This window comes from Methylobacterium sp. UNC300MFChir4.1 (assembly GCF_900110155.1).
In the GTDB taxonomy this organism is placed as follows: Bacteria; Pseudomonadota; Alphaproteobacteria; order Rhizobiales; family Beijerinckiaceae; genus Methylobacterium.
In genome coordinates this window covers 1-22,860 of the sequence record NZ_FOCS01000014.1, presented here as the reverse complement: position 1 = coordinate 22,860, position 22,860 = coordinate 1, and the positions used below count along the sequence as shown (strand labels likewise).

The 22,860-nt window shown below is 66.8% G+C and carries 19 protein-coding genes and 1 pseudogene; 6 read left to right on the top strand and 14 right to left on the bottom strand.

Annotated elements, in window-relative coordinates; translation table 11 throughout:
- Positions 1-17: 17 nt before the first annotated feature.
- Positions 18-857, bottom strand: a complete 840-nt coding sequence (gene pufL, locus BMY19_RS18690; RefSeq protein WP_100252567.1) for a photosynthetic reaction center subunit L — start codon at positions 855-857, stop codon at positions 18-20.
- Between the two features lie 145 nt (positions 858-1,002).
- On the opposite strand from pufL, the gene BMY19_RS18685 reads away from it, so the two are divergent.
- The 3 genes from BMY19_RS18685 (at position 1,003) to BMY19_RS18675 (ending at position 3,305) form a co-directional block, all read left to right on the top strand.
- On the top strand, positions 1,003-1,362 hold the full coding sequence (locus tag BMY19_RS18685) for an SH3 domain-containing protein (protein ID WP_100252566.1): 360 nt from the start codon (positions 1,003-1,005) through the stop codon (positions 1,360-1,362).
- Between the two features lie 43 nt (positions 1,363-1,405).
- Positions 1,406-2,137, top strand: coding sequence for a DUF6629 family protein (locus BMY19_RS18680; protein ID WP_348529858.1), 732 nt, complete (start codon positions 1,406-1,408; stop codon positions 2,135-2,137).
- Positions 2,138-2,276: 139 nt separating this feature from the next.
- On the top strand, positions 2,277-3,305 hold the full coding sequence (locus BMY19_RS18675) for an SDR family oxidoreductase (protein ID WP_100252564.1): 1,029 nt from the start codon (positions 2,277-2,279) through the stop codon (positions 3,303-3,305).
- A 24-nt stretch (positions 3,306-3,329) separates the two neighbouring features.
- On the opposite strand, the gene BMY19_RS18670 is transcribed toward BMY19_RS18675, so the two are convergent.
- From BMY19_RS18670 to BMY19_RS18615, 12 genes are all read right to left on the bottom strand, one after another.
- Positions 3,330-3,770 (bottom strand): cytochrome o ubiquinol oxidase subunit IV, encoded by a 441-nt coding sequence (locus BMY19_RS18670; protein WP_244534952.1) that lies wholly within the window; start codon positions 3,768-3,770, stop codon positions 3,330-3,332.
- A complete protein-coding gene (locus tag BMY19_RS18665; protein ID WP_100252563.1) occupies positions 3,770-4,393 on the bottom strand; it encodes a cytochrome c oxidase subunit 3 in 624 nt (207 codons plus the stop codon). Before BMY19_RS18665 ends, BMY19_RS18670 begins: the two co-directional genes overlap by 1 nt.
- Complete coding sequence (locus BMY19_RS18660; protein ID WP_100252562.1) at positions 4,390-6,492, bottom strand: cbb3-type cytochrome c oxidase subunit I; 2,103 nt, start codon at positions 6,490-6,492, stop codon at positions 4,390-4,392. The genes BMY19_RS18665 and BMY19_RS18660 overlap by 4 nt, the downstream gene beginning before the upstream one ends.
- Positions 6,489-7,358: a COX aromatic rich motif-containing protein gene (locus BMY19_RS18655; protein ID WP_244534951.1), complete on the bottom strand. Its 870-nt coding sequence runs from the start codon at positions 7,356-7,358 to the stop codon at positions 6,489-6,491. The genes BMY19_RS18660 and BMY19_RS18655 overlap by 4 nt, the downstream gene beginning before the upstream one ends.
- A 61-nt stretch (positions 7,359-7,419) precedes the next feature.
- Positions 7,420-9,123 (bottom strand): GMC family oxidoreductase, encoded by a 1,704-nt coding sequence (locus tag BMY19_RS18650; RefSeq protein ID WP_100252560.1) that lies wholly within the window; start codon positions 9,121-9,123, stop codon positions 7,420-7,422.
- Positions 9,124-9,138: 15 nt separating this feature from the next.
- Complete coding sequence (locus tag BMY19_RS18645; protein WP_100252559.1) at positions 9,139-9,798, bottom strand: gluconate 2-dehydrogenase subunit 3 family protein; 660 nt, start codon at positions 9,796-9,798, stop codon at positions 9,139-9,141.
- Between the two features lie 13 nt (positions 9,799-9,811).
- Positions 9,812-10,870, bottom strand: a complete 1,059-nt coding sequence (locus BMY19_RS18640) for a hypothetical protein (RefSeq protein WP_348529857.1) — start codon at positions 10,868-10,870, stop codon at positions 9,812-9,814.
- Positions 10,860-11,954: an enolase C-terminal domain-like protein gene (locus BMY19_RS18635; protein WP_100252557.1), complete on the bottom strand. Its 1,095-nt coding sequence runs from the start codon at positions 11,952-11,954 to the stop codon at positions 10,860-10,862. The genes BMY19_RS18640 and BMY19_RS18635 overlap by 11 nt, the downstream gene beginning before the upstream one ends.
- 15 nt (positions 11,955-11,969) lie before the next feature.
- Entirely contained in the window at positions 11,970-13,757 is a 1,788-nt protein-coding gene (locus tag BMY19_RS18630; RefSeq protein WP_100252643.1) for a thiamine pyrophosphate-requiring protein, read from the bottom strand.
- 167 nt (positions 13,758-13,924) lie between these two features.
- A complete protein-coding gene (locus tag BMY19_RS18625) occupies positions 13,925-14,857 on the bottom strand; it encodes an SMP-30/gluconolactonase/LRE family protein (protein WP_100252556.1) in 933 nt (310 codons plus the stop codon).
- A gap of 74 nt (positions 14,858-14,931) precedes the next feature.
- The gene (locus BMY19_RS18620) at positions 14,932-16,698 is read right to left on the bottom strand and encodes a glycoside hydrolase family 15 protein (protein WP_100252555.1); all 1,767 of its coding nucleotides are present in this window, start codon (positions 16,696-16,698) and stop codon (positions 14,932-14,934) included.
- 77 nt (positions 16,699-16,775) lie between these two features.
- Positions 16,776-18,344 carry a GMC oxidoreductase gene (locus tag BMY19_RS18615; protein WP_100252554.1) on the bottom strand — a complete coding sequence of 523 codons (1,569 nt, stop codon included), beginning with the start codon at positions 18,342-18,344 and terminating at the stop codon, positions 16,776-16,778.
- 233 nt (positions 18,345-18,577) lie between these two features.
- On the opposite strand from BMY19_RS18615, the gene BMY19_RS18610 reads away from it, so the two are divergent.
- Complete coding sequence (locus BMY19_RS18610; RefSeq protein ID WP_100252553.1) at positions 18,578-19,048, top strand: DoxX family protein; 471 nt, start codon at positions 18,578-18,580, stop codon at positions 19,046-19,048.
- Between the two features lie 424 nt (positions 19,049-19,472).
- Positions 19,473-20,852 carry an HD-GYP domain-containing protein gene (locus BMY19_RS18605; protein ID WP_100252552.1) on the top strand — a complete coding sequence of 460 codons (1,380 nt, stop codon included), beginning with the start codon at positions 19,473-19,475 and terminating at the stop codon, positions 20,850-20,852.
- Positions 20,853-21,403: 551 nt separating this feature from the next.
- Here BMY19_RS18605 and BMY19_RS18600 read toward each other — a convergent pair.
- Positions 21,404-22,438 carry a catalase family protein gene (locus tag BMY19_RS18600; RefSeq protein WP_210186926.1) on the bottom strand — a complete coding sequence of 345 codons (1,035 nt, stop codon included), beginning with the start codon at positions 22,436-22,438 and terminating at the stop codon, positions 21,404-21,406.
- Positions 22,439-22,705: 267 nt separating this feature from the next.
- Between BMY19_RS18600 and BMY19_RS31785 the strand changes: the two are divergent.
- Positions 22,706-22,860: pseudogene (locus tag BMY19_RS31785) on the top strand (catalase); the annotation flags it as partial.

Below are 22,860 nucleotides of genomic sequence, written 5' to 3'. Positions count from 1 at the left end.
CGGCGAGGACGCGGCGGCTAGATCTTGCCGCCCGTGCTCCAGACCGGGAGGTTCAGGTACCAGTCCCACCAGTAGGGCCAGCCCTGGGTCCAGAACGGCCCGGAGATGATGATGCAGACCGCACTCCACAGCCCTGCATTGAGGGCGAGGAAGTAGCCGAGCCGGTGAATGCCGATCTCGCCGATCGAATACATGATCGTGTCGCGGAAATAGGCGCTCTCGTACTCGTCGTACTTCACGGGCTTACCCTTGCCGGGATTGGCCGCCGCCAGGATCTCGCCGGCATGGAGGCCGAGCGCGAAGGTCGTGGTGAAGAAGCACGTCACCGCGATCATGTGCGCGGGATTGTAGTGGAAGTGGAGGTGCTGGTAGCCGACGTTCGACACCCAATCGAGATGGCTCATGATGCCGTAGGGGAAGCCGTAGCCCCAAGCCCCGAGCAGGATCGGCCGCACCACGTTGAGCGAGGCGTAGGCAAGGATCGCGAAGGAGAACGCCACCGGCACGTGGTAGCCCATGCCGAGCTTCCGGCAGATCTCCACCTGCCGCAGCGCCCAGGAGACGAAGGCGCCCAGCGCGCAGACCGTGATGATCTGCCAGAGACCGCCTTGTTTGAGCGGCGCGAAGGCCAGCCCGTTGGCGATGGGCGGAGGATCGATGCTGATCTGGAACAGCGCCCAGGTGGGGCCGATAGCGGCACCGTAGACGATGAGCAGCGTACCGAGCAGGGCGAAGACCGCCGCCGTGACGCCGAAGAAGCCGACGTAGAACGGCCCAACCCAGAAGTCGAACAGGCTCCCGCCCACCAGCGTCCCACCGGCGATCCGGTACTTCCGCTCGAACGAGAGCATCGCCATGCCTGCGGCCCCTGTCACCCCATCTGTCAACATGAAATGACATCTCCGCTGTCAGTTCAGTATGACATTTATCAAGTCACCCTTGCGGCGGGCGCGATAGCGTGCGGCCTGCCGACAGGATCGGCGCCAGCGGGAAACGGTGTCGATGGGACGGATCTGGCCGATGGCCCTGATGGCCGGCGTGCTCGGTTGGGCGGTGGCCCCCGCCTCGGCCGCACCGGAGGCTGCCCGCTGGGACACGTATTTCTACGCGGCCCCGCGCAGCAGCGCCCGCGTCCTCGATGAGGTGGAGCGCGAGACGCCCCTCGACGTCCGGTCGTGCGAAGCAGGTTGGTGCCGCGTCGTCTACGGCGAGACGGAGGGCTTCGTGCGCGAGGAGATCGTGCACGGGCCGTCAAACGACGTCCTACCGAACGGCCGGCGGCCGGAGGGCGCCTGCTTCACGACGGTGCAGCCGGGCGGTGGCGCGTGGCAGGACGAAAGGTTCTGCCCCCCGAAACGGTAGACGGAAGCCCTGGCGGGCGCGTGGCGGGGGCCGTCGGGGACGGATGGCGCGCGTTCGCGCCGCCTCATGGCGGACCGTCATCAATGGTGAGCGACCCCCGATGTGCTTTTCCCCCGAGGTGGACTTCCTTGCGAGTGGGCTTATCGGCCTCGTAGGCGTGGCGACGCTCGCGCATGTGAAGCATTCACGCACCGTTCTCTTCGCGGCGACACCGATCTTCTTCGCCCTGCACCAGTTCACGGAAGGCTTCGTCTGGCTCGGGCTGAGAGGCGCGATCAGGCAGGAGGCGCAGGGCCACCTCGTCTTCCTCTACATGCTCTACGCCCAGGGCATCCTTCCGCTTCTGATGCCGCTGGCCGTCCTCCTGATGGAGCCCCCAGGGTGGCGACGCCGGCTGATCGGCGGGCTCACGCTGATCGGGGCGGGCCTTGCCGCCTTCGTGTTCCGCGGCCTCGTCGTCTATCCGAGTACGGCCTGCATCGAGCATCACTCGATCCACTACGACAACCCGGGCACGGCGCTGTCCGGTGTCGCGGCGACCTACGTCCTGGCGACGTGCGGCGCGCTGATCCTGTCGAGCCACCGGGTGGTGCGCTGGTTCGGCTGGCTCAACCTCGCCGGGGTGATCGCGACCCTGGTGGTGAAGGGCTACGCCTTCACGTCGGTCTGGTGTCTCTACGCCGCGGCTGCCAGCGTGATCCTTTACGCCCAGTTCCGCGCCCGGCGCATCGTCATTCCGGAAACGGACCCCGCTGGCGCACCCGCGGCCGCGTGAGCGGCGGCTGATGCGATGCTTTCGGGGCGGGGGCGCAGCTCCTCGACGCACCGAACCGAAATCCAGGGGCGGCAGGGATGCGCGAAGCATCTCTCGTCCGTGGATCGGCCTTCACGGAACGGACTTTGAGAGGTGAGCGATGACACACGAGAAGCGCCAGCACAGGCATCCCACCGTCGTCGTCACGGGGGGCAGCGCCGGCGTCGGGCGGGCCATCGCCCATGAATTCGCCCGGCATGGCTGGAACGTCGCGGTGCTGGCCCGCGGCGAGGCTGGGCTAAACGGGACCGTCCGGGACATCGAGCGGGCCGGGGGACGCGCCCTCGCCCACAGGGTCGACGTCGCGGATGCCGACGCCGTGATGCGGGCGGCGGACCGGACCGTCGAGGAGTTCGGAGCCATCGACGTCTGGGTCAATGTCGCGATGGTCACGATCTATGCCCCCGTCCAGGAGACCACGCCGGACGAGTTCAAGCGGGCGACCGAGGTGACCTATCTCGGGCAGGTCTACGGGACGCTTGCCGCCCTCAAGCACATGCAGCCGCACAACGCCGGAGCGATCGTCTGCATCGGGTCGGCGCTCGCCTACCGGTCGATCCCGCTGCAGGCGAGCTACTGCGCCGGCAAGGCGGCCATCCGCGGCTTCCTCGACAGCCTGCGCAGCGAATTGCTGCATGACGGGAGCCGGGTGCGACTGACCATGGTCCAGTTGCCGGCGGTGAACACGCCGCAATTCGATTGGGCCCGCACCCGCATGCCCCGCCGGCTGGAGCCTGTGCCGCCGATCTACCAGCCGGAGGCGATCGCCCGGCACGTCTACCGCGCAGCCCAGACCATGCCCCGCGAGCTCTGGATCGGCGTCCCGACCTGGAAGGCGATCATCGGCAACATGATCATTCCCGGTTGGATCGACGGCTACCTCGCCCGGCACGGCTATCGCGGCGAAATGACGAGCCAAGCGGCCCTCGAAGGGCGCCCGGACAATCTGGATCGACCAGTCGATACGGATCCGGGGGCGCATGGGCGCTTCGACGGTCGTGCGCTCCCCTCCGTGCCGGCGGCGGACCCCCGCTGGCTGAAGCTCGGCCTCGCCGCGGCGCTCGGCGCGGCATTCGTCGGCGCCGTGGCCGTGGCCCGCGCGACCGAGCCGCCCCGCAGGTTGCGGTGACGGCTCGGGCGGCACCCGGTCCGGCTACATCATCCGCATGCGCAGGTTGAACAGCACGACCAGGGTGCCGCCCACCATCAGGCAGACGATGAGGCTCGAGAACAGGATGAGTTGGAGGTCGTCGCGGTGCGAGCGTCGCAGATCGATGTGCAGGAAGCAGCGGAAGTGCACGATGGCCTGGACGAGGGCCAGGGCGAAGACGATGCCGAGCGCCGTCGTCCCCGCGGCCCAACCCCAGGTCACCACTGCGAAGGCGAGGCCGGTAAGCGCGAGCGCCAGGACGTAGCCGATCCCGTAGGTGGCGAGGTCGCGGCGTTTCTCGGCGTCCATGTCGGCGTAGGCTTCCTCACGGGGGTCGCGGGGGGGGCGCCTGCCGCCCGTGGCGGCGCGTGCGACGCCCAGCAGCGCCGCGGCTCCGACGGCCTTCAGCAGCACCGCGCCCTTCGAGGGGGCGTGCGCGCTCATCAGAGTACTCCCTGCAGGTAGACGATCGAGAAGATCGCGATCCAGATGATGTCGAGGAAGTGCCAGAACAGGCCGAGCCGCAAGAGGTCGAGCTTTACCCGCGCGTCGGTCCCATGAACGCCGATCTGCACGAGCATCACGACGATCCAGATGCAGCCGGCGGCGACGTGTAGTCCGTGGGTCGGCACCAGAGCGAAGAAGGCCGAGAGGAAGCCGCTGCGGTCCGGCGTGGCACCGTCGCCGAACATCGTCGCGAAGTCGCGGACCTCCAACCCCAGGAAGGCGAGACCGAGGAGGAGGGTCACGCCGAGCCACAGCACGAGGGCGGTGCGGGTCCGGTCGTACTTCAGGGCGATCCCGGACAGCCCGAAGGTCAGGCTGCTGGTCAGCAGGATGACCGTCTCGGTGAAGGCGGGGCCGAGCTTGAACTCCGCCGCCGGTCCGGGGGCGCCGGCGGTGGCGGCGAGCTGCGTGCCGTAGATCGCGAACAGCAGCGCGAACAGGACGGCGTCGCTCATCAGGAAGATCCAGAACCCATAGATCCCGAGTTCGGCCTCCTCCGGCGGGTGCTGATCCGGGCCGGCGAGGTTCAGCCCGATATGGGCTTGGCTTGATCCGCTCACGCCGCCACCTCCGCCGGATAAGGCTCCGCCAGGCCGAAGTTGGCGGAACTCTCCTCCAGCCGGCGCGGGACCGGCCGGGTCCTCGCCGCGAGGGCGAGCCAGCAATCCTCGGCGGCCTTCACCTCAGTGGCGGGGATCGTCCGGTGGGTGTCGCGCACGAAACTGCGGGCGATCACCGCGAGCCACGCCAGCGCGAAGCCGAGGAGGCTCATCCAGCCAATGTGCCAGACGAGGCCGAAGGCGCAGACCGCCCCTGCGCCTCCGATGATGGGCCCGACCCAGCTGTTCCTGGGCACTACGATGTCGGTGTAGGTCGCGGCCGGCGTGTACGCCTCACCCCGAGCCTTGAACCAGTAGAAGGCGTCAAGGCGATGCACGGTGGGGATGGTGGCGAAGTTGTACGCGGGCGGCGGGGCGGGGATGGACCATTCGAGGCCGCGCGCGTCCCACGGATCGCCCACCGGCACGCGGTTCTGCTCACGGTCGCGCACGCTGACGAAGAGCTGAACGAACAGCGTCACCAGGGCCGCGAGCAGGATGAACGCGCCGATCACCGCCACGGTGAGCCAGGGCTGAAAATCCGGATCGAGGATCGATTGCGTCCGGCGGGCCATGCCGCCGAGCCCGAGGACGTAGAGCGGCATGAAGGCGAGGTAGAACCCGACCACCCAGCAGCCGAACGAGACCTTGCCCCAGCCTTCGGACAGCCGGAACCCGAACGCCTTGGGAAACCAGTATTGGTATCCGGCGATCATCCCGTAGAGGAGGCCAGGAATCAGCACGTTATGGAAGTGGGCAACCAGAAACACCGAATTGTGGACCACGAAGTCGATCGGCGGAACGGCGAGCATGACGCCGGTGATGCCGCCGAGGACGAAGGTCATGATGAAGGCGACGGAGAACAGCATCGGTGGCGTGAAGCGGAGTTCGCCGCGGAACATCGTCCAGATCCAGTCGTAGACCTTGACGCCGGTCGGGACGGCGATCGTCATCGTCGCGATGCCGAAGAAGGCGTTGACGTTGGCGCTCTGACCCATCGTGAAGAAATGGTGCAGCCACACCGTGAACGAGAGCACCCCGATGGCCATGGTGGCGATGACGAGGGACTTGTAGCCGTAGAGTTCCTTCGACGAGAACGCCGAGATCACCTCGGAGAAGACGCCGAAGGCGGGCAGGATGAGGATGTAGACCTCCGGATGACCGAACAGCCAGAAGAGGTTGACATAATTCATCATGTTGCCGCCGAGGTCGTTCGTGAAAAAATGAAACCCCAGGTAGCGGTCGAGGGCCAGCAGCGCGGTGGCCAGCGTCAGCGGCGGCATGGCGAAGATCATCAGGATCGAGGTGCACAACGCCGTCCAGCAGAACAGCGGCATCCGGGTGAGATGCATCCCCGGGCAGCGCTTCTTGTAGATCGTCGCGGCGAAGTTCAGGCCCGAGAGGGTCGTCCCCAGTGAGGACAGGGTGATCGCCCAGATCCAGTAGTCCGGACCGACGCCGGGCTGGAACGCCCTCTCCGTGTAGGGCGGGTAGCCGGACCAGCCTCCGGTCGAGAACTCCCCGATCGCCAGGGAGATCATCACGAGGCCCGCGCCCCCCGCCGTCAGCATCAGGCTGATCGAATTGAGGAGGGGAAAGGCGACGTCCCGGGCGCCGATCTGGAGCGGCACGACGTAGTTGATGAGCCCGGTCAGGAACGGCATCGCCATGAAGAAGATCATGATGGTGCCGTGCGTGCTGAACAGCTGCGCGAAGTGTTCGGGCGCGACGATCCCTGGGGCGTTCACCGCAAGCGACTGCTGGGTGCGCATCAGCACCGCCTCGATCAGCGCTCGGCTGAGCATCACGCCGGCGATGACGATGTACATGATGCCGATCTTCTTGTGATCGAGGCTCGTCAGCCAGTCGAGGAACAGCGGACGCCACCAGCGCATCCAGGTGAGGAGCGCCACGAGCACCACCGCACCGATCACCACCATCGCCCCGGCGGCGGCGCCGATGATCTCGCTGAGGTTGGGGTTCTCCCAGGCGCGGACGAAGGGCAGCGCGTGCGCGTCGAGCCGACCGAGGAGCGCGTAGCGGAGGGCGGCATCGGTCATCGGTGGTCCTGTGCCTCGGGGGCGCACATATTCGGGTCGTTCATCGCGACGATGGCCCGGAACAGGTCCGGGCTCACAGTCCCGAACTGGCTGGGCGTGGCCTGGACGGAGCGGGCGGAGAGGGTCTTGAAGGCCGCCATGTCGAGGGCCGACCCGGTCGCCCTCGCCCGGTCGACGAAGGCGCGGTAGCCGTCGTCGGCCTCCGCGCGGACGGGGAATTTCTGGTTCTGGAAGCCCATCCCGTTAAACTGGGCGTTCTCCCCGCGGAACACGCCCGGCCGGCTCGCCGCGAGGTTCAGCTGCGTCGTCATGCCGGCCATCGCATAGATCTGGCCGGCAAGCTGCGGGACGAAGAAGGACTGCATCACCGTGGTGCTGGTCAGGCTGAGATGCACCGGCCGCCCGACGGGGATGACGAGTTCGTTGACGCTGGCGATCCCCTCGTCGGGGTAGAGGAACAGCCACTTCCAATCGAGGGCGACCACCTGCACCTCCACCGGCGGCAGGGTCGAGGCGAGGGGCTTGTAGGGATCGAGCCGGTGGGTGTCCCGCCACAGGAACACCGCGAGGATCACCACGATGATGACCGGTGGGATCCAGATCAGTCCTTCGAGGGGCCAGTTGAAGCCCCATTGCGGCCGGTAGGCGCTCTTGGTGTTGGACAGGCGGTAGTGCCACGCGAAGATCGGGGTCAGCACCAGCACGGGTCCGACGACGAAGAGCAGGATGAGGCAGACGGTGAGGAACAGGCTGCGGGTCTGCTCGGCCACGGGGCCGGCGGCGCCGAGCACGCCGTGATCGAGGACGGCGCAGCCGCCGACCGGCGACAGGGAGAGCGCGCAGACGAGTGCGGTCCGAAGGATCACCTGAAGGCGACGATCACCTTCGCGGCCATGCTCCCGACGAGGCGCGGGGAACGCCAATGGGTCAAGCATCGCGTCGGTGTCCGTTGCGAGCCAGGGTTCTGATCCGGTCGGCCGTGCGCAGGGCGATCGCTTGGATCGTGAGAGAGGGATTCACGCCCCCCGTGGTCGGGAAGACAGAGCCGTCGCAGACCCAGAGGTTGGGGATGTCCCAGGACCGGCAATCTCCGTCCACCACGGAGGTCCGGCGGTCATGGCCCATCCGGGCCGTCCCATACAGGTGGTTGGTGTCGTCGCCCTGCTCCCAGATGTTGCGACCGCCCGCGGCGGCGAGCGCCTGGCCCATGAAATCCAGGCCGTGGCGGTTCAACGCCTTGTCGTTGTCGCACCAGGAATAGGTGATACGCGGGATCGGCAGCCCGTACTGATCCGTCTCGTCGGCGAGGGTGACCCGGTTGCGCTCCTGCGCGAGGTACTCGGAGACGATCTTGAGGCCCGCCACATGGTTGTAGCGCTGCATCTCCGCGACCAGCGCCTCGCCCCAGAGGCCATGCGCGCCGGCCTGGGTGCTGCCCCATAGCGTCGGAAGCGGCCCCTGGCTCATGTAGCAGTAGCCGCCGAAGAAGTCCTTGCCCCGGTCCTCGTAGTTCCAATGCTCCGTGAGGCTCAGCGAGGGCGGCCCCTTGTAGCTGCGGATCTCCTCCTCGAAGTCGCCCCAGACAGCTTGATTGCCCTGCACCATCAGGTTCTTCCCGACGAGGCCGGACGAGTTGGCCAAGCCCTCGGGGAACTCGCGATTGGCCGACATCAGGAGGAGACGTGGCGTCTCGATCGCGTAGCCCGCCACCACGACGTTCTTCGCCCGCTGGAACCGCCACCGCCCCTCACGATAGTAGTGGACCCCGGTAGCGCGTCCGTCCCGAGTCTCTATCCGCCCGACCATGGCGAGGTCGCGGATCTCCGCCCCCGCCCGCAACGCGCGGGGGAGATAGGTTACTAGAACGCTCTGCTTGGCGTTCGTGGAGCAGCCGAGCGTGCAGAAGCCGCGGTAGACGCAAGGGGGGCTGTCGCCGCGCGGCGCCGAAACGGTGGCGAGCGGCGTCGGCGTCCAGTCGATGCCCATCGCCTCGGCGCCGCGGGCCAGCACCTTGGCAGCGGCGTTCAGCTCGTGGGCGCGGTAGCGGTAGCGCGGGCGCTTGGGACCCCACGGATAGGTGACCGGACCGGAGATCTTCAGGTCGTCCTCGACCTGATCGTAGTACGACCACATCTCGCGCCAATCGAGTGGCCAATCCGCGCCGTAGCCGAGCAGCGTACGCGACTTGAACCATTCAGGCCGGAAACGCAGGGCGACCATGGCATAGTGCACGGTGGAGCCGCCCACCGACTTGCCGGAATTGTTCGAGCCCATCTGCAGCGGGTTCTCGCCGTCGACGATGCGCTCGTCGGTCCAGTAGAGCTTCGATTGATGCATCTCGTCGGATGCGAAGTCCTCCAACGGGCGCCAGTACGGGCCGGCATCGAGCGCCGCGACCGTGAAGCCGTGCTCGGCGAGGCGGCAGGCCAGCGTCCCGCCCCCCGCACCGGTGCCGACGATGACGAAATCGACCTCCTCCTCGTCGCGGAACTGGCGCATCGGCACCCACTCGCCCCTGCGCATCACGTTGGGCGCGCGCCCATCGACGGCGCGAGGCCGGTGCATCGGATCGTCTGCGGGCGTGCCGCGGCTCGGGTTGTCGGCGGCGGTGCCGGTTCCGGAAAAACGCATGTCGATCAACGATCCTCAGCGGCCGACGCGCAGGTTCTCTTGGTAGGCCTCGTCCTCGCGGCCGGGCTTGGCCTCGGCGGCCTCCCAGGGGTCGCGGCGGTCGAAATCCATGCGGACGTAGCCACGCGGACTCGCCGGACCGCCCCAGCCAATCTCGTTCCAGGCCGTGGGATGGGCGTAGTAGGCCTTCACGAGATCGGGGATGAGCCGCTTCTTGAAGAACAGGTCGCTCGGCATGTCGTCCCAGGCTGGACCGCGCAGCGAGCCGTCTTCGCAAGCCTTGAGCAACGTATCCTGCGCCCAGGCGCCGAGCTCGCCGAAAGCCGCGCCGAAGGCTGCGCGCGCCTCGGCATCGAGAGCTTTGAGGCCGAGGCGCCACGCTGCGCCCTGCTCGGGCAGACCGGCCTGACGGTAGCCATCGTGCTCCCGGCTCGCGAGCTTGTGGTCGACCATCGCTGCCGCCGGTACCGGATCCGTGCGACCGGCCGGCTGGGGCACTATGCGTCCGGCGACGGCCAAGAGGGTGGCGAACTCCGTGGCGTCGAGAAAGCGATGCGTTCTCGGCGTGATCGCCAGCCGCTCGTCGATCACGGAGCGGGTCTTGGGGTTCCAGGAGGGCGTGTCGCGCTTGGCGAGCACGTTGTAGCCGGGAAAGAGGTCTTTTCGGGATTGCACGGGACCTCGGGGGCTAGAACCGGGAGCGGCGACGTTCAAGGAGTTCGAGGGCGGCGAGGCCACCCAGCGCGACGCCGGAGAAGGAGGGAGGCGCCGGGAGTGGCGGCCCGTCGATGAGGTTCTGACGCCAGTTGCCCCAGCCGCCCATCATTCGGGCGACGCCGTAGGCGTGGAAGGCTACGCCGATGATACCCATGGCCGAGACCGCCCACATCGCCGCCTTGGCCTCGGTCTGAGACGCGCCGGGTGCGCGGGTGGCGGCGAGCGCCAGCGCCACGGCACCGAGCGGCGGCAGCGTCACAGGCAGCAGCATGGCCGGGTTCTGGAACGCACCGCGGAAATGCAGCAGTCCCGCCTCCGCGGTTGTGCCGAGCAGCATCCCGGCGGTGGCCAGAGCGAGAACCTTGCCGGCGGGCAGACCGGACAACTCCGGCGCATCCGGATCGGCGTCGCGGACGCGCTCGGCGACGACGCCGAGGATGCCGGCAAGCGTCAGCGCCATCGGCGCGCCGATGGGGGCGGAGTAGAAGAGGTTCTGGAAGGAGTACCCACCCTCGCGCTTGCCGACGTTGTAGGCGTGAAATCCGAAGCCGATCAGCCCGGTCAGCCCGGCCAGCGCCTGCACCCCGTGCCGGACGCGGGACCCGCCGGGATTGGTATCGCCGGCCCCGTGCATGGACGCCGCCAGTGTGACGCTGGACACGATGATCGGCGTGTACATCGCGCGGTTGAAGAACTGGCCGCGATAATGCTCCAGGCCGGAATCGAACAGAACCGAGGCCGCGAGCATCGTCGAGGCGTGGTTGAGGCGCTGTGCGGCGCTCGCCGTCACGGCGCTGCCGCGCGGCGCGTAGCGGCGCCCCCCCGAGGCGGCCGGATCGAGGCGCTTCGAGCGGCCGGAGGCGAACCATGTCAGCAGGCCGGCGCCGACAGCGGCCGCGGCGAGAACCACCACCGGGTGCACCGTGGCCTCGACCCGCACGGGGGCGACGCGCCGTTTCAGGGCGGGCCCGGACGATCCCGGCGCGCCGCGGTCACGTTCCGGCGGGCGGGGGCCGCGGTCAGACAGCATAGGCATCGGCGTCCTGAGTCTTGAGGATGAGGCCGTGGCCTGGCCGGGTCAGGTCGGGAGTGATCGCCCCGTCCCGGGGTACCGGGGCGCCGTCGAACAGCATCTGCTCGATGCGGACGTGGTCGTGAAACCATTCGAGGTGCCGGAATCTCGGCGCCGCCAGCGCGACGGGCAGGTGCAGGGCCGGCGCGCAATGGCCGGAGAGGTCGCGATGCGTCGCCTCGCAGAGAGCCGCGATCTTCAGGAAGCCGCTGTAGCCGCCGCAGCGGGTCACGTCCGCCTGCGCCACGTCGACCGCGCCGGCCGTGAGCAGGCCGTGCAGGTCGTCCAAGGTGTAGGCATATTCGCCCGCCGCGATTTCCATGCCTGCGGGCGCCGCCGCGCGGACAGCAGCCATCCCGGTGGGATCGTCGCTCGTGACCGGCTCCTCGAACCACGTGACGCCGAACCGCTCCGCAACTTGCGCCGCCTCGATGGCACGCTTCGGGGTGAAAGCGCCGTTGGCGTCGATGAACAGGCCCGCGGCGCCGATCGCCTCCTTGGCAGCAGCCATGCGCGCAGGATCGTGCTCGGGCTGGCTGCCGATCTTCATCTTCACCGCCCGGCAGCCGTCCCGCTCGACCCAGCCTGCAAGCTGCTCGCGCAACTGCCGGTCGTCGTAGCTCGTGAAGCCGCCGCTTCCGTAGATCTCCGCGTGTTCCCGCGCCTGCCCGAACAGGCTTGCCAGGGATACGTCGAGGAGACGTGCCTTGAGGTCCCACAAGGCGGTGTCCAATGCCGAGATCGCCGTGGCGGCGAGCCCGGAGCGCCCGAGGTTCCGCACGGCACCCCACAGCACGGCATTGGCCCGCGGGATGTCGAAGGCGGATAACCCGGTAACACGCGATGCGAGCGTGCCTACAATCAAGCGCGCGACACTGGCGTCGGTGTAGCTGTAGCCGAGGCCGGTCTCACCCCCGGCCTCGACATGAATGACGACAATCGTCGTCTTGTCCCAGGCGAAGGTCCCGTCCGCCTCCGGCGCGTCGGTGGGAACGGTGTAGGCTTGCGCCCGCACCGTTCCGATCCCCGGATCGTCACGCATGCCGTGGAAGCCGTCCTACTTGCTGCCGGGTAGGACGGAACTCAGCACCTGACGCGCGGTGTCGACGAGCAGGTGGCGCTCCTTCGGATCGCCTTTGCCAAGCATCGACATGAAGTTCTGCACCTGCTGGAAGGTGAAGAACGGCGGCAGCGGCGGCACTTCCGGGTCGGTCTTGACCTCCAGCACCACCGGCACGGGGCTCGCCAGCGCCTCGTCCCAGGCCGCTCCCATGTGCTCCGGATCGTCGACGTAGATGCCCTTCAGGCCGATCAGCTCGGCAAACTTGTGGTAGGGCACGTTCGGGATGGTCTGGCTCGCCTCGAACTTCGGGTTGCCCTCCATCACCCGCTGCTCCCAGGTGACCTGGTTCAGGTCCTCATTGTTGAACACGCAGCAGATCCAGGTCTTGTTCGACCACCGGTGCATGTATTTCGAAACCGTAATCAATTCTGCCATGTTGTTCATTTGCATGGCCCCATCGCCGACCAGCGCGATCACCGGCCGGTCGGGATGGGCCACCTTCGCCGCGATGGCGTAGGGCACCGCCGCGCCCATGGAGGCGAGGCCGCCCGAGAGCGAGCACATCTGGCCACGGCGCATCTTCAGGTCGCGGGCGAACCAGTTGGCGCAGGAGCCGGAATCCGAGGTGATGATCGCCCGCTCGGGCATGCGCGGCGACAGCTCCCACGTGACGCGTTGCGGGTTCACCGGATTGGCCTTGGCCATCGCCCGATCCTCCGCCTCCTTCCACCAGGAGACCATCCCCTTCTCGATGCCGGTGCGCCAGGAGCCGCCCTCCTTCTTCTGGTCGAGCAGCGGCAGCAGGGCACGCAAGGTCTCGGCGGACTCGCCGCACAGCGGCACCTCCATCGGATAGCGCAGCGACAGCATCTCCGGCGAGATGTCGATCTGTACCCCGCGCGCCTGCCCCTCCTTCGGCAGGAATTCGGCCCAGGGGAAGCCGGAGCCGATCATCAGCAGGGTGTCGCAATCCTCCATCATGTCAGAGGACGGCTTGGACCCAAGGAGGCCGATGGTGCCGGTGACGAAAGGCAGGTCGTCGGGCAGCGCCGCCTTGCCGAGGAGGGCCTTCGCGACGCCGGCCTGAAGCTTGTTGGCGACGGCGATGACTTCGTCGGTGGCATGCAAGGCGCCCGCACCGACTAGGATCGCGACCTTCTTGCCGGCGTTCAGCACGTCGGCGGCGCGGTGCAAGTCGGCATCGAACGGCACGACCTTCGGCGCGGTGTAGCCGACGCCCGAGAAGGTGTTGCCGTGCTTCCGCACCGGCGCCTCGTAGGGAACGTCCTGCAAGTCGTTGGGCAGGATGATGGCCGAGACCTTCCGTTCAGCCTTGGCGATGCGCATGGCGCGATCGACGATGTGGCGGACCTGCGCGGGCGAGGACGCCTGCTGCACGTAGGCCGAGACATCCTTGAAGACGCTGGTGAGGTCGAATTCCTGCTGGTAGTGGGCGCCGTTGACGTTGCGCGCCTGCTGCCCGCAGATGGCGAGAAGCGGGACGTGGTCGAGATGGGCGTCGTACATGCCGGTGAGCAGGTGCGTCGCGCCGGGACCGGAGGTCGCCATGCAGACGCCGACCTCGCCGGTGAACTTGGCGTAGGCCGCGGCCATGAACGCGGCCATCTCCTCGTGCCGGACCTGGATGAACTCGAAGGGCAGATCGTTGCGCTGTAGGGCGCCGAGCAGACCATTGATGCCGTCACCGGGATAGCCGAAGATCTTCTTCACCCCCCACTCGGCGAGACGCTTCCAGAAGAAGTCGGCGACGGTTTCGGCCATGCAGATCCCCATGCGGTGGAGGTTGCTCCAGGGAGCAATCGAAGAAGCTGAGCAGCTGATGTCGCAGCTGCATGTGCGGCGTCGAAGCGAGCGTACGACGAACTACACGATCGGCAACCCGATCGCGCTTGATCTAAGTCTATCGTAACAATCTCGTGAAGCGTCCGTCATCCCGCGACGACTAGGTCGAGAGCATAGAGATGAGCCTTCGACGTAATGAACAGCCGGCGTTCGTCCGGGGAGAAACAAAGGTTGGAGCAGACTTGCGGCGTCGGGATCAGACCGAGCCGATGACCCTCCGGGGAGAACACCTGGACGCCGGCACCGGAACTCGTCCAGATCCAACCGCGGCTGTCGGTGCGCAGGCCATCGGGGATGCCGGGCTCCACCGCGATGAAGACGCGCCGGTTGGTCAGTCTCGGACCGTCGGCGACATCGAAGGCGAAGATCGTGTGGCGGTCCCCGTCGAGAGACCGCGAGGTGTCGCTAACGTAGAGGATTGCCTCGTCCGGGGTGAAGGCGAGGCCGTTCGGCTGCTCGAAATCGGCCATCCGCTCGGCCCGGCCGGAAGCGGGGTCGAAGCGATAGAGGCTGCGGTGATCGAGATCCGGGGCGGCGAGAGTCCCTTGTTTCGGCAGGACGAGGCCGTAGCTCGGATCGGTGAACCACAGGGCCCCGTCACGGGAGCAGACCACATCGTCCGGCGAATTTAGCCGCCGCCCCTCGAAGGTCTCGACCAGGATCTCCCGGCGCCCGTCCGGGGTGGTACGCGACAAGCGGCGGGTGCCGTGCTCGCAATGGACCAAGGCCCCATCCCGGTCGATCGTGTGGCCGTTGATGAAGGGCGTCGCGTCTACGACGACCTCGACGCCGCCGTCCTCGCGCCATCCGAGGACGCGACGCCCCTCGACATCGGACCACACCAGCATCTGCCGGGCCGGCCACCAGACTGGCCCCTCGCTGAAGGTCGCCTGATCGTAGAGGGAGACGAGCCTCGCGCCATGCGCAACGACGGCGGCGAAGCGCGGATCGAGGGCGCGGGGCGCATCGACGTGTGGCACTGGCCGCGGGGGGCCGGGATGGCGCAGCAGGTCGGGCATGGCGTTCCTTGCTGGAAGTTCGACGTTCACTCGGCGGCAGGCTGGCTCGATGCACCCGCAGGAGGCGGCAGCCCTCAACCGCCGCCGCGGTCGATGACCGGGCCGCACAGGCCGAGCGCCGTGTTGACGATGCCAAGATGGGTCAGCGCCTGCGGGAAATTCCCGGCTAGGCAGCGGCCGGCCCCGTCGTATTCCTCCGAGAGGAGACCGACGTCGTTGGCGACCCCGAGCACGCGTTCGAGGTAGGATTCCGCCAGTTCCTGGCGTCCCTGGAGGCGGAGGCAATCGGCCATCCAGAGCGAGCAGGGCAGGAAAGCTCCCTCGTCGTTGTCCTCCCCCGTCGCCCGCTGTCGCCGGATGAGGCCATCCTGGTCGAGATCGGAGCGGATCCGTTCGATCGTCGCCGCCATGCGGGGCTCATCCGCCGGCAGGAAGCCGACGAGGGGAAGGAGCAGGAGGCTCGCGTCGAGGGCGCGGCTGCCATAGCTCTGCGTGAAGGTCCCGAGCCCGGCGTTCCAGCCGTCGTGGCAGATCTGCGCATGCGCTTTGTCACGGTGGGCCACGAGTGCGGCGCGCAGGCCGTCCGGCAGGTCGCCGGTCCGCAGTGCCCGGTCGAAGCCAACCCAGCACATCACCTTGGAATAAGTGTAGCGCTTGGGCTCCCCCCGCGATTCCCAGATCCCCGCGTCGCGCTCCTCCCAGATCCGCCCGAGATGCTCGGCCAGACGCCGCTCCACGTCGCGCTGGTGGTCCGTGGCCGGGATGCCGACCCGCCGGGCCAGTAGCAGAGTGTCGAGGACCTCGCCGTAGACGTCGAGCTGCAACTGGGTCGAGGCCGCGTTGCCGATCCGCACGGGGCGGGCCTCCCGGTACCCCGGCAGGGCGTCCACGGTCCATTCGGACAGGTGCCGGGAGCCGTCGCTGCGATACATGATGCGCAGTTGTTCGGGGTCGCCCGCGACAGCTCGCAGCAGCCAGTCGCGCCATGCCGTGGCCTCCGCATGGAAGCCGGCATTGAGGAAGGCCCCGAGGGTGAAAGTCGAGTCGCGCAGCCAGGAGTAGCGGTAGTCCCAGTTCATACCTCCGGCGGGCACCTCGGGGAGGCTGGTCGTCGCCGCAGCGATCAGGCCGCCGGAGCGGCTATGGGTGAGGGCCTTCAGGGTCAGCAGCGAGCGCTTCACTGCGGCGGGCCACCGGGTTCGATGGGCGTCGAACGCCACGATCCACCGTTCCCAGTAGGCCTGCGTGGCCGCGAGCGCCGCCCCGGGGTCGAGATCCGGAACCTGCGTCACCCAGGAGTCGGTGCGGGTCAGGATGAAGCTGTGACGCTCGCCCTCGCGCAAGGCAAACGCCGCCTGCACCCCGCCGTCGGCGAAGGTGACCGGCAGGCTCGCCCGGAGGGTCAGGCGATGCCGGCCCGCCCGGGCCACGGCGCCGCCCTCACAGGCCTCCCACCAGGGGCTGAGGGTCCCGTAATCGAAGCGGGGCTGCAGATCGCAGGTCATCGCGAGCGTGCCCGACAGGCCCTCGACGATTCGCACCAGCGCGGACACCGTCTCCCGGATCGGCATGAAGTCGGTGATCCGCATCGTGCCGTCGGATGTCGTCAGCTCGGTCTCAAGGATCAGGGTATCGCCGCGATAGCGCCGGGTGGTCCCGACGACCGCGTCCCGCGGCGCGATCGACCACCGGCCGTTCGCCTCGGTGCCGAGGAGCGCGCTGAAGCAGGCATCGTCATCGAAATCCGGCCAGCACAACCAGTCGATCCCGCCGTCGCGGGCGACGAGGGCGGCGGTCTCTCCGTCGCCGATCAGGGCATAGCTCTCGATGGGTTTGCTCAACGGGCGTCTCCCCGACCCCGCCGGCGCCGGATCGCCGCAGAGCTCGTCTGATGGGCTTGTGAGGGTGGACCGGCGCGTCAGGCCAGACGCGCCTTGATATGGTCGGCGACCCGCAAGGCGTTGGCGATGATCGTGAGCGTCGGGTTCACAGCGCCGATCGATGGGAAGAAGCTCGCATCCGTCACGTAGAGATTGTTGAGCTCGTGGGCCTTGCAGTTCAGGTCGAGCACGGAGCTGCGCGGATCGGTGCCGAAGCGCAGCGTCCCCGCCTGATGGGCGGTCCCACTGAGGGGGATGTTTTTGCCGAGGTAGAGCGAGCGCTCGAACAGGTAGGTATAGGCCCCTGCCGGCTTCAGCAGATCGGACAGCTTGGCGCGCAGGCGATCATGCGCCTCCCGGTTGTTCTCCTCGATATTGAGCACGACCCGGCCGTCGCGTTCCAGCATGATCCGGTTGTCCGGATGGGGCAGGTCCTCGCTTTGCAACCAGAAGTCCATGGAATGCCGCGCGGCCATCTCGAACGGGGCGTTCGGTAGGAAGCCCGTCCACTTAGGAAACTCCTCGCCACGGATCTGATCGGGGTGCGTCTTGGCGCACATCTGGATCAGGCCCATCGGATACTGCCAATCCTTTGACTCGAAGTAGAAATCCGAAACGGCCAGTGTTTTCTGGAAGACGGTGTCGTTCACATCCTTCGAGAGCGCCATTAACACGGACATGTTGTGGCGCATGTAGTTGCGGCCGACCTGATCCGACCCGTTGGCGAGACCGTTCGGATGAGCGGCATTCGCGGAGCGCAGGAACAGCAGCGCCGAGGACAGGGCTCCGCAGGCGACGACCACGATGTCGGCGGTGTAGCGCTCCTCCCGGCCCTCGCGGGTCACCCGGACACCGGTAACGGTCCGGCCGGCCGGGTCGGTCTCCAGCCGCGAGACGTAGGCGTTGACGAGGAGCGTGACGTTGCTGTGCGCGGCAAGCGTCGGATCGACGGTCATCACCTGGGCGTCGGCCTTGCCGTTCAGCAGGCAGGGGAACCCGTCGAAGGCATCGCAGCGGATGCAGATGCTGGTCGGCGTCGGCTTGCCGTTGCGTTCGTCGAGCTTGATCCCGAGGGGAAGATGGAAGGGTCGGAGCCCCTCCTTGGTCCAGTCCTCCGACAACCGCTGGATGCGTGGCTCGTGCGTGACGGCCGAGTGGCCATAGGGGCCGCTCGACCACGGCTCGGTCGGATCTTCCCCGCGTGTCCCATGGACCGCGAAGAGCTTTTCCGCCTGAGCGTAGTACGGCTCGAACGCGTCATAGGAGACCGGCCATGCCGGCGAGATGCCGTCCACGTGGCGGACCTCGCCGAAATCCCGCTCGCGCAGGCGAAACAGCGCGGCACCATAAACCTTCGAGTTGCCGCCGACATAGTAATGCAGGGCCGGACTGAACGATTGGCCGTTGCCGCCGAACCATGTTTCTCGGGCTTGGTAGGCGCCGTCCACGAAGACTGTCTTCGCGCTCCAGTTGTCTTGCGAGCGTGGCAGGTAATCGCCGCGCTCCAAGAGGAGGATACGCTTTCCGGTCTCAGCGAGCCGTGCCGTCAGCGAGCCGCCGCCAGGTCCCGAGCCGACAACGATGATGTCGAAATGGTCCTGCGGCATCGGCCAACCTCGTACTGAAGCACACGGATAAGTATGCCGTCGGTCGTTAGCCGACGGCATTGCGAGATGTGGCGAACTAGATGCCTAAAAGATCTTACAATTCCCAACGTGGGGGCTTAGTAATTTCAGGATAATTTGTGGGAAACCGCTTTCTAGTAAGAACGTTGAAGGCGCGAGTTCCTGAGCGCGGTCCTAGGGCCAAGACCGCTTATCCATCCCGACAAGGCTTTCATATGATTTGGATCAATCTGGTCGCCATTCCCCTGGCCGCCAAATTCTGTCTCGTCGGCATGTTTCCCCTGAGCGCCTACGATAAGATTGCCCATTGGGGTGAGGCGATGGGGCAGGCGAAATCTGGCCCGCTGCCGTTTCCCAGCCTCCTTCTTGTTCTGGGCATTGCCGTCGAAGCGATAGCACCGCTGCTGATCGTGGCCGGCTTATGGGACCGAGCCGCAGCTCTCCTGCTCGCCGGTTTCTGCGTGGTGACGGCGGTGATGTACCATCAGTTCTGGACTTTTCCGCGCTTCTGGTCGCGGAATGGTGAGGGACGGGCCCACCTTTGGGACTTCCTCAAGAACTTTGGTCTGGTCGGTGGATTGCTGCTGGTGGTGATCGGTGGAAGCTACGCTCCCGCTTCTCAGGCGGCGACGCATCCGCTTTCGAATGGGCCGTGGGCCGCTTCCGCAACGTCCAGCAAGCAATAAGGCGTAGGACGCGGTTCGGTACTGCTGGGCACGCCGATACACGGTAAAGCTTGGTACGCGTCGGTCTGCTTGTGCCGTCGACTTGCTCTGAACCGCCTACTCCGCTTTCGGCCATCTCCGGTCGCGTGAGTTGGCGCCGCATAATGGCTGGGTTGGGTGGTTTTCCGCCGGTCCGCTTGCGAGAGGCGCATGCTTCGAAGCGGACGTCGACACAGCTTCAGTCCCAGCCGCGCAACGCGGAGGCACTTGCCACGTCGAACGTCTCGATCCCTTGGTGAGAAACTTCAGGCCAACGCTCGTGCTTCCGCGCCGTGGCCAGCGTTTCAGGCGAGTACGATAGGACTATGCGCAACGTTTTGGTCAGGCTCTGCAGGCAGTATCACCACCTATAGAGACCTATAAGACAAGTGACTGGACGAGAACGATGCGGGTCGTGACAGGCGGCGAAGTGGAGGCCACGACGATCCAGCTCTCGGAAATTCTAGGCGCCCTGAGCCACGCCCTCGACCTCACGGAGGGTCAGCCTGTCGGCCATTGCGTCCGCGCGACTTGGATCGGCTTCCACATCGGTCGTGAGCTAAGCCTGCCGGATCTGCAGCTCTGGGAACTCTACCACACGGTGATGTTGAAGGACCTCGGTTGCTCCAGCAACGCCGCGCGCATCTGCGAGCTCTATCTCTCCGACGACCTCAGCTTCAAGCGTGACTTCAAGACAGTGAGCGACAGCCTGCCCAAGGTGCTCGGCTTCGTCTTTTCTCACACGGGTCTCAAGGCAGGCCTCGCCGAACGCTTCCGCGCCGTGCTCAACATCCTGCAGAACGGCGGCACGATCGCCGACGATCTCATCCAGACGCGCTGCCAGCGCGGCGCGCAGATTGCCCGTCAGCTTCGCTTCCCGGCGAGCGTCTGTGAAGCCATCCACGCGCTAGACGAGCATTGGAACGGCAGCGGTCGGCCGGACCGTCTCGCCGGCCCCGCGATCCCGCTCTACGCACGTGTGGCGCTTCTCGCCCAGGTGGTGGACGTGTTCCACACCGCAGCCGGCCCCGGGGCCGCGATTGCCGAGGTGCGGGCGCGCTCGGGCACATGGTTCGATCCTCAGGTCGTCGCTTGCTTCGAGAAAGTCGCCTCCGAAACCGGGTTCTGGGACACTCTGGCCTCGGATAAGGTCGAAGAAGCCGTGTTCGCGTTGGCGCCGGCCAGCCCAATCGTAGTGGACGAGGATTACCTCGACGACATCGCCCGTGCCTTCGCACAGATCATCGACGCCAAGAGTCCGTTCACCTCTGGCCACTCCGAGCGTGTCGCGGTCTACGCCGACATGATCGCGGCTGAACTCGGCTACCCGCCGGAACGACGCCGGTGGCTCAAGCGAGCCGCACTCCTTCACGATGTCGGCAAGCTCGGGGTCTCGAACGCGATCCTCGACAAGAACGGCAAGCTGGACGAGGCGGAGTGGCGTGATATGCGCAACCACGCATCTCTGTCCGAGACCATCTTGGCCCGCGTCGCGGTGTTCCATGAGATGGCCAGCATAGGTGGCGGTCATCATGAGCGGTTGGACGGCAGGGGCTATCCACGCGGGCTCGCTGGCGATGCAATCGCGCCCGAGACCCGCATCGTCTCGGTAGCCGATGTGTTCGACGCGCTGACCGCCGACCGACCTTACCGCGCAGCTATGTCGCTTGAGAAGGCACTCGGCATCATGCGCGCGGACCTCGGAGCGGCGTTCGATCCAGCCTGCTTCGCGGCGCTAGAGCGGGCACTAGTCGCCATCGAGGGTGATCTCGCCCGCGCGGCTTGAACCACGCTCCGGCTGACCAATTGACTACCCGATTGGGACCATCTTGCCAGCGCCGCCGTGGGCGGCCCTGCCGCGGGGTGACGCTTCTCTAAACGCCAAGATAACCATCGTCCGCACCACCCATCCGCAGACGGGCGAGCGCAAGGCCTGGAGGCAGAGCGAGCTGAGGAGGCGGGAGAGCATGTTATGAGCGTCCTAGACTACTGTTGAGCGGCAAGCTTAGATCGCTAGTTGAGCTATCATTGGCGCCTTACGGAAGAATGCACCGTCCAACAGTACATGCTGATAGCAATTTCGATCGCATTTGATACAACCTTAATTGCAGCTTCTAGATGTATAAACCTTCTGGTAATTTCAGCGAGACGTCCCCTCCGTCGGCTTCTTCCCCACCGCCTGAATTGAGGTCAAAAGGCGAAGTTAGGCCGGGCGTGGAAAGGCTGCTTGGGGTGGGTTTCTGCCTGTCTGGTTTCGAGCGGATTAGCGGTGAAGCAGACATCGCCGTCGAGCTCGACCCACGATACCTACGGCAGTTGGAACTTCAGGATATCGCTTCAGCGCGCCGCACCCGGCTCGAGAATCGGGCAGCGGTTGAACCGCTCGCGGAACCCGGCCGAATGCCTGTAGGGGGCGTTGCGGGCGCGGTTGATGTTACCGAGGGGGCGGTGAGCTGCAAGGCCGGTCCAGACGCTGAAGCGCATCTCCTCGTCTACCGCCTGCACCAGGGCGGGGTCCCAACTGTCCTGCGGTTGAACCCGGACGACCCCAACCCGCTGGAACGGTGTCTCGTCCTCCTTCCACTCCATCGTCGGGTCCTCGACCGGCTGGCGTTCGAGGTCGCGGCAGAGTTGGACCCGGAACTCCCATTCGCCGGTAATGCCGATCATTTCAGACTGCACCGTCTCGCGAATGGCGTTCGGGCGGCCGGAGGCATCGATCTCAGTGCCGGTGAGGGAGGTCAAAGCCGGCGCGACGGGGGCCAGCGAGAACTTGGCGATGTAGTCGCCGTACCGGAACGGCGTGACGCTGTAATAGGTCTCGCCGAGCGGGTCGACGTTCGGCGCGCCGCCGAGCGAGCCGATGGTCGGGCTCTCGACCCCTACCGCTTGCAGCGCCTTGTTGACCCCTCGCAGCACCGTCGAGGCGAAGACCTTCAGTCCCTCGGCCCGGTCCGTGGTGCCGGCGAGCAGCTTCAGGCTGCCCAGGAACTTCTTCGCGTTCGGGGTCTGGAAGACGGGCCCGTTGACCATGATGAAGTTCTGGGTCGTGCCCTCGGCGTCCGGCAGGCGTTCGCCCGGCACGTCGAGGACCTTCAAGGCTAGGCCACGCGGCAGCGAGACGGTGTCCGGCAGGATGTCGCCCGCATTGGTGGACAGGCGCATGAGGACCTTGTGCTCGCCCGGCGTCGCGAACAGGCCCTGGGCGAGCTCGGGCGGAAGGCCCGCTTCCACAGTCAGGGTCCCTTCCAGGATGCCGTGGGCCTTGGCGTGCACCGAGCGCACCGCGTGCCCGGAGTCCTTCGCGACCCTCTCCAGGATCGTGTCGAAGGTCTCGTTCAGCCCGGCGATGGTCTCGCCCTCGTCGGGCATCACGTTCTCGACGTCGGGGCTGTAGCGGACAGGTGCGTGCACGGTCGGGCGTCCTTCGTTCGGCTCCGGACAGAACCGGGCGGAACGGGCGACGTTCCGGATTGCGGGCCACTCAATCGCCCGTGAACGATCTCGGGGATGTCGCGTTGCCGGGTTGCCAGTCGTGGGGTGCATCCTCGCGGACTTGCAGTCCCACGGCCTGAGGTCGGGCCAGGAACGTCATGCGTTCGGCTCTTCCCGCGGCCGGGCCGCAACGGAGAGACCGCCATGTCCAGCCTTCGCTACGCTCCCGACATCGAGCGGCCCGCGCCGGATGAACAGGAGACCATCGACGGCATCATCCAGGGGATGACCCAGCAGTCGCAGACGGTCGAGAAGCGCGAGCACCACGCGGTCCGCGCGAGCCACGCCAAGAGCTCGGC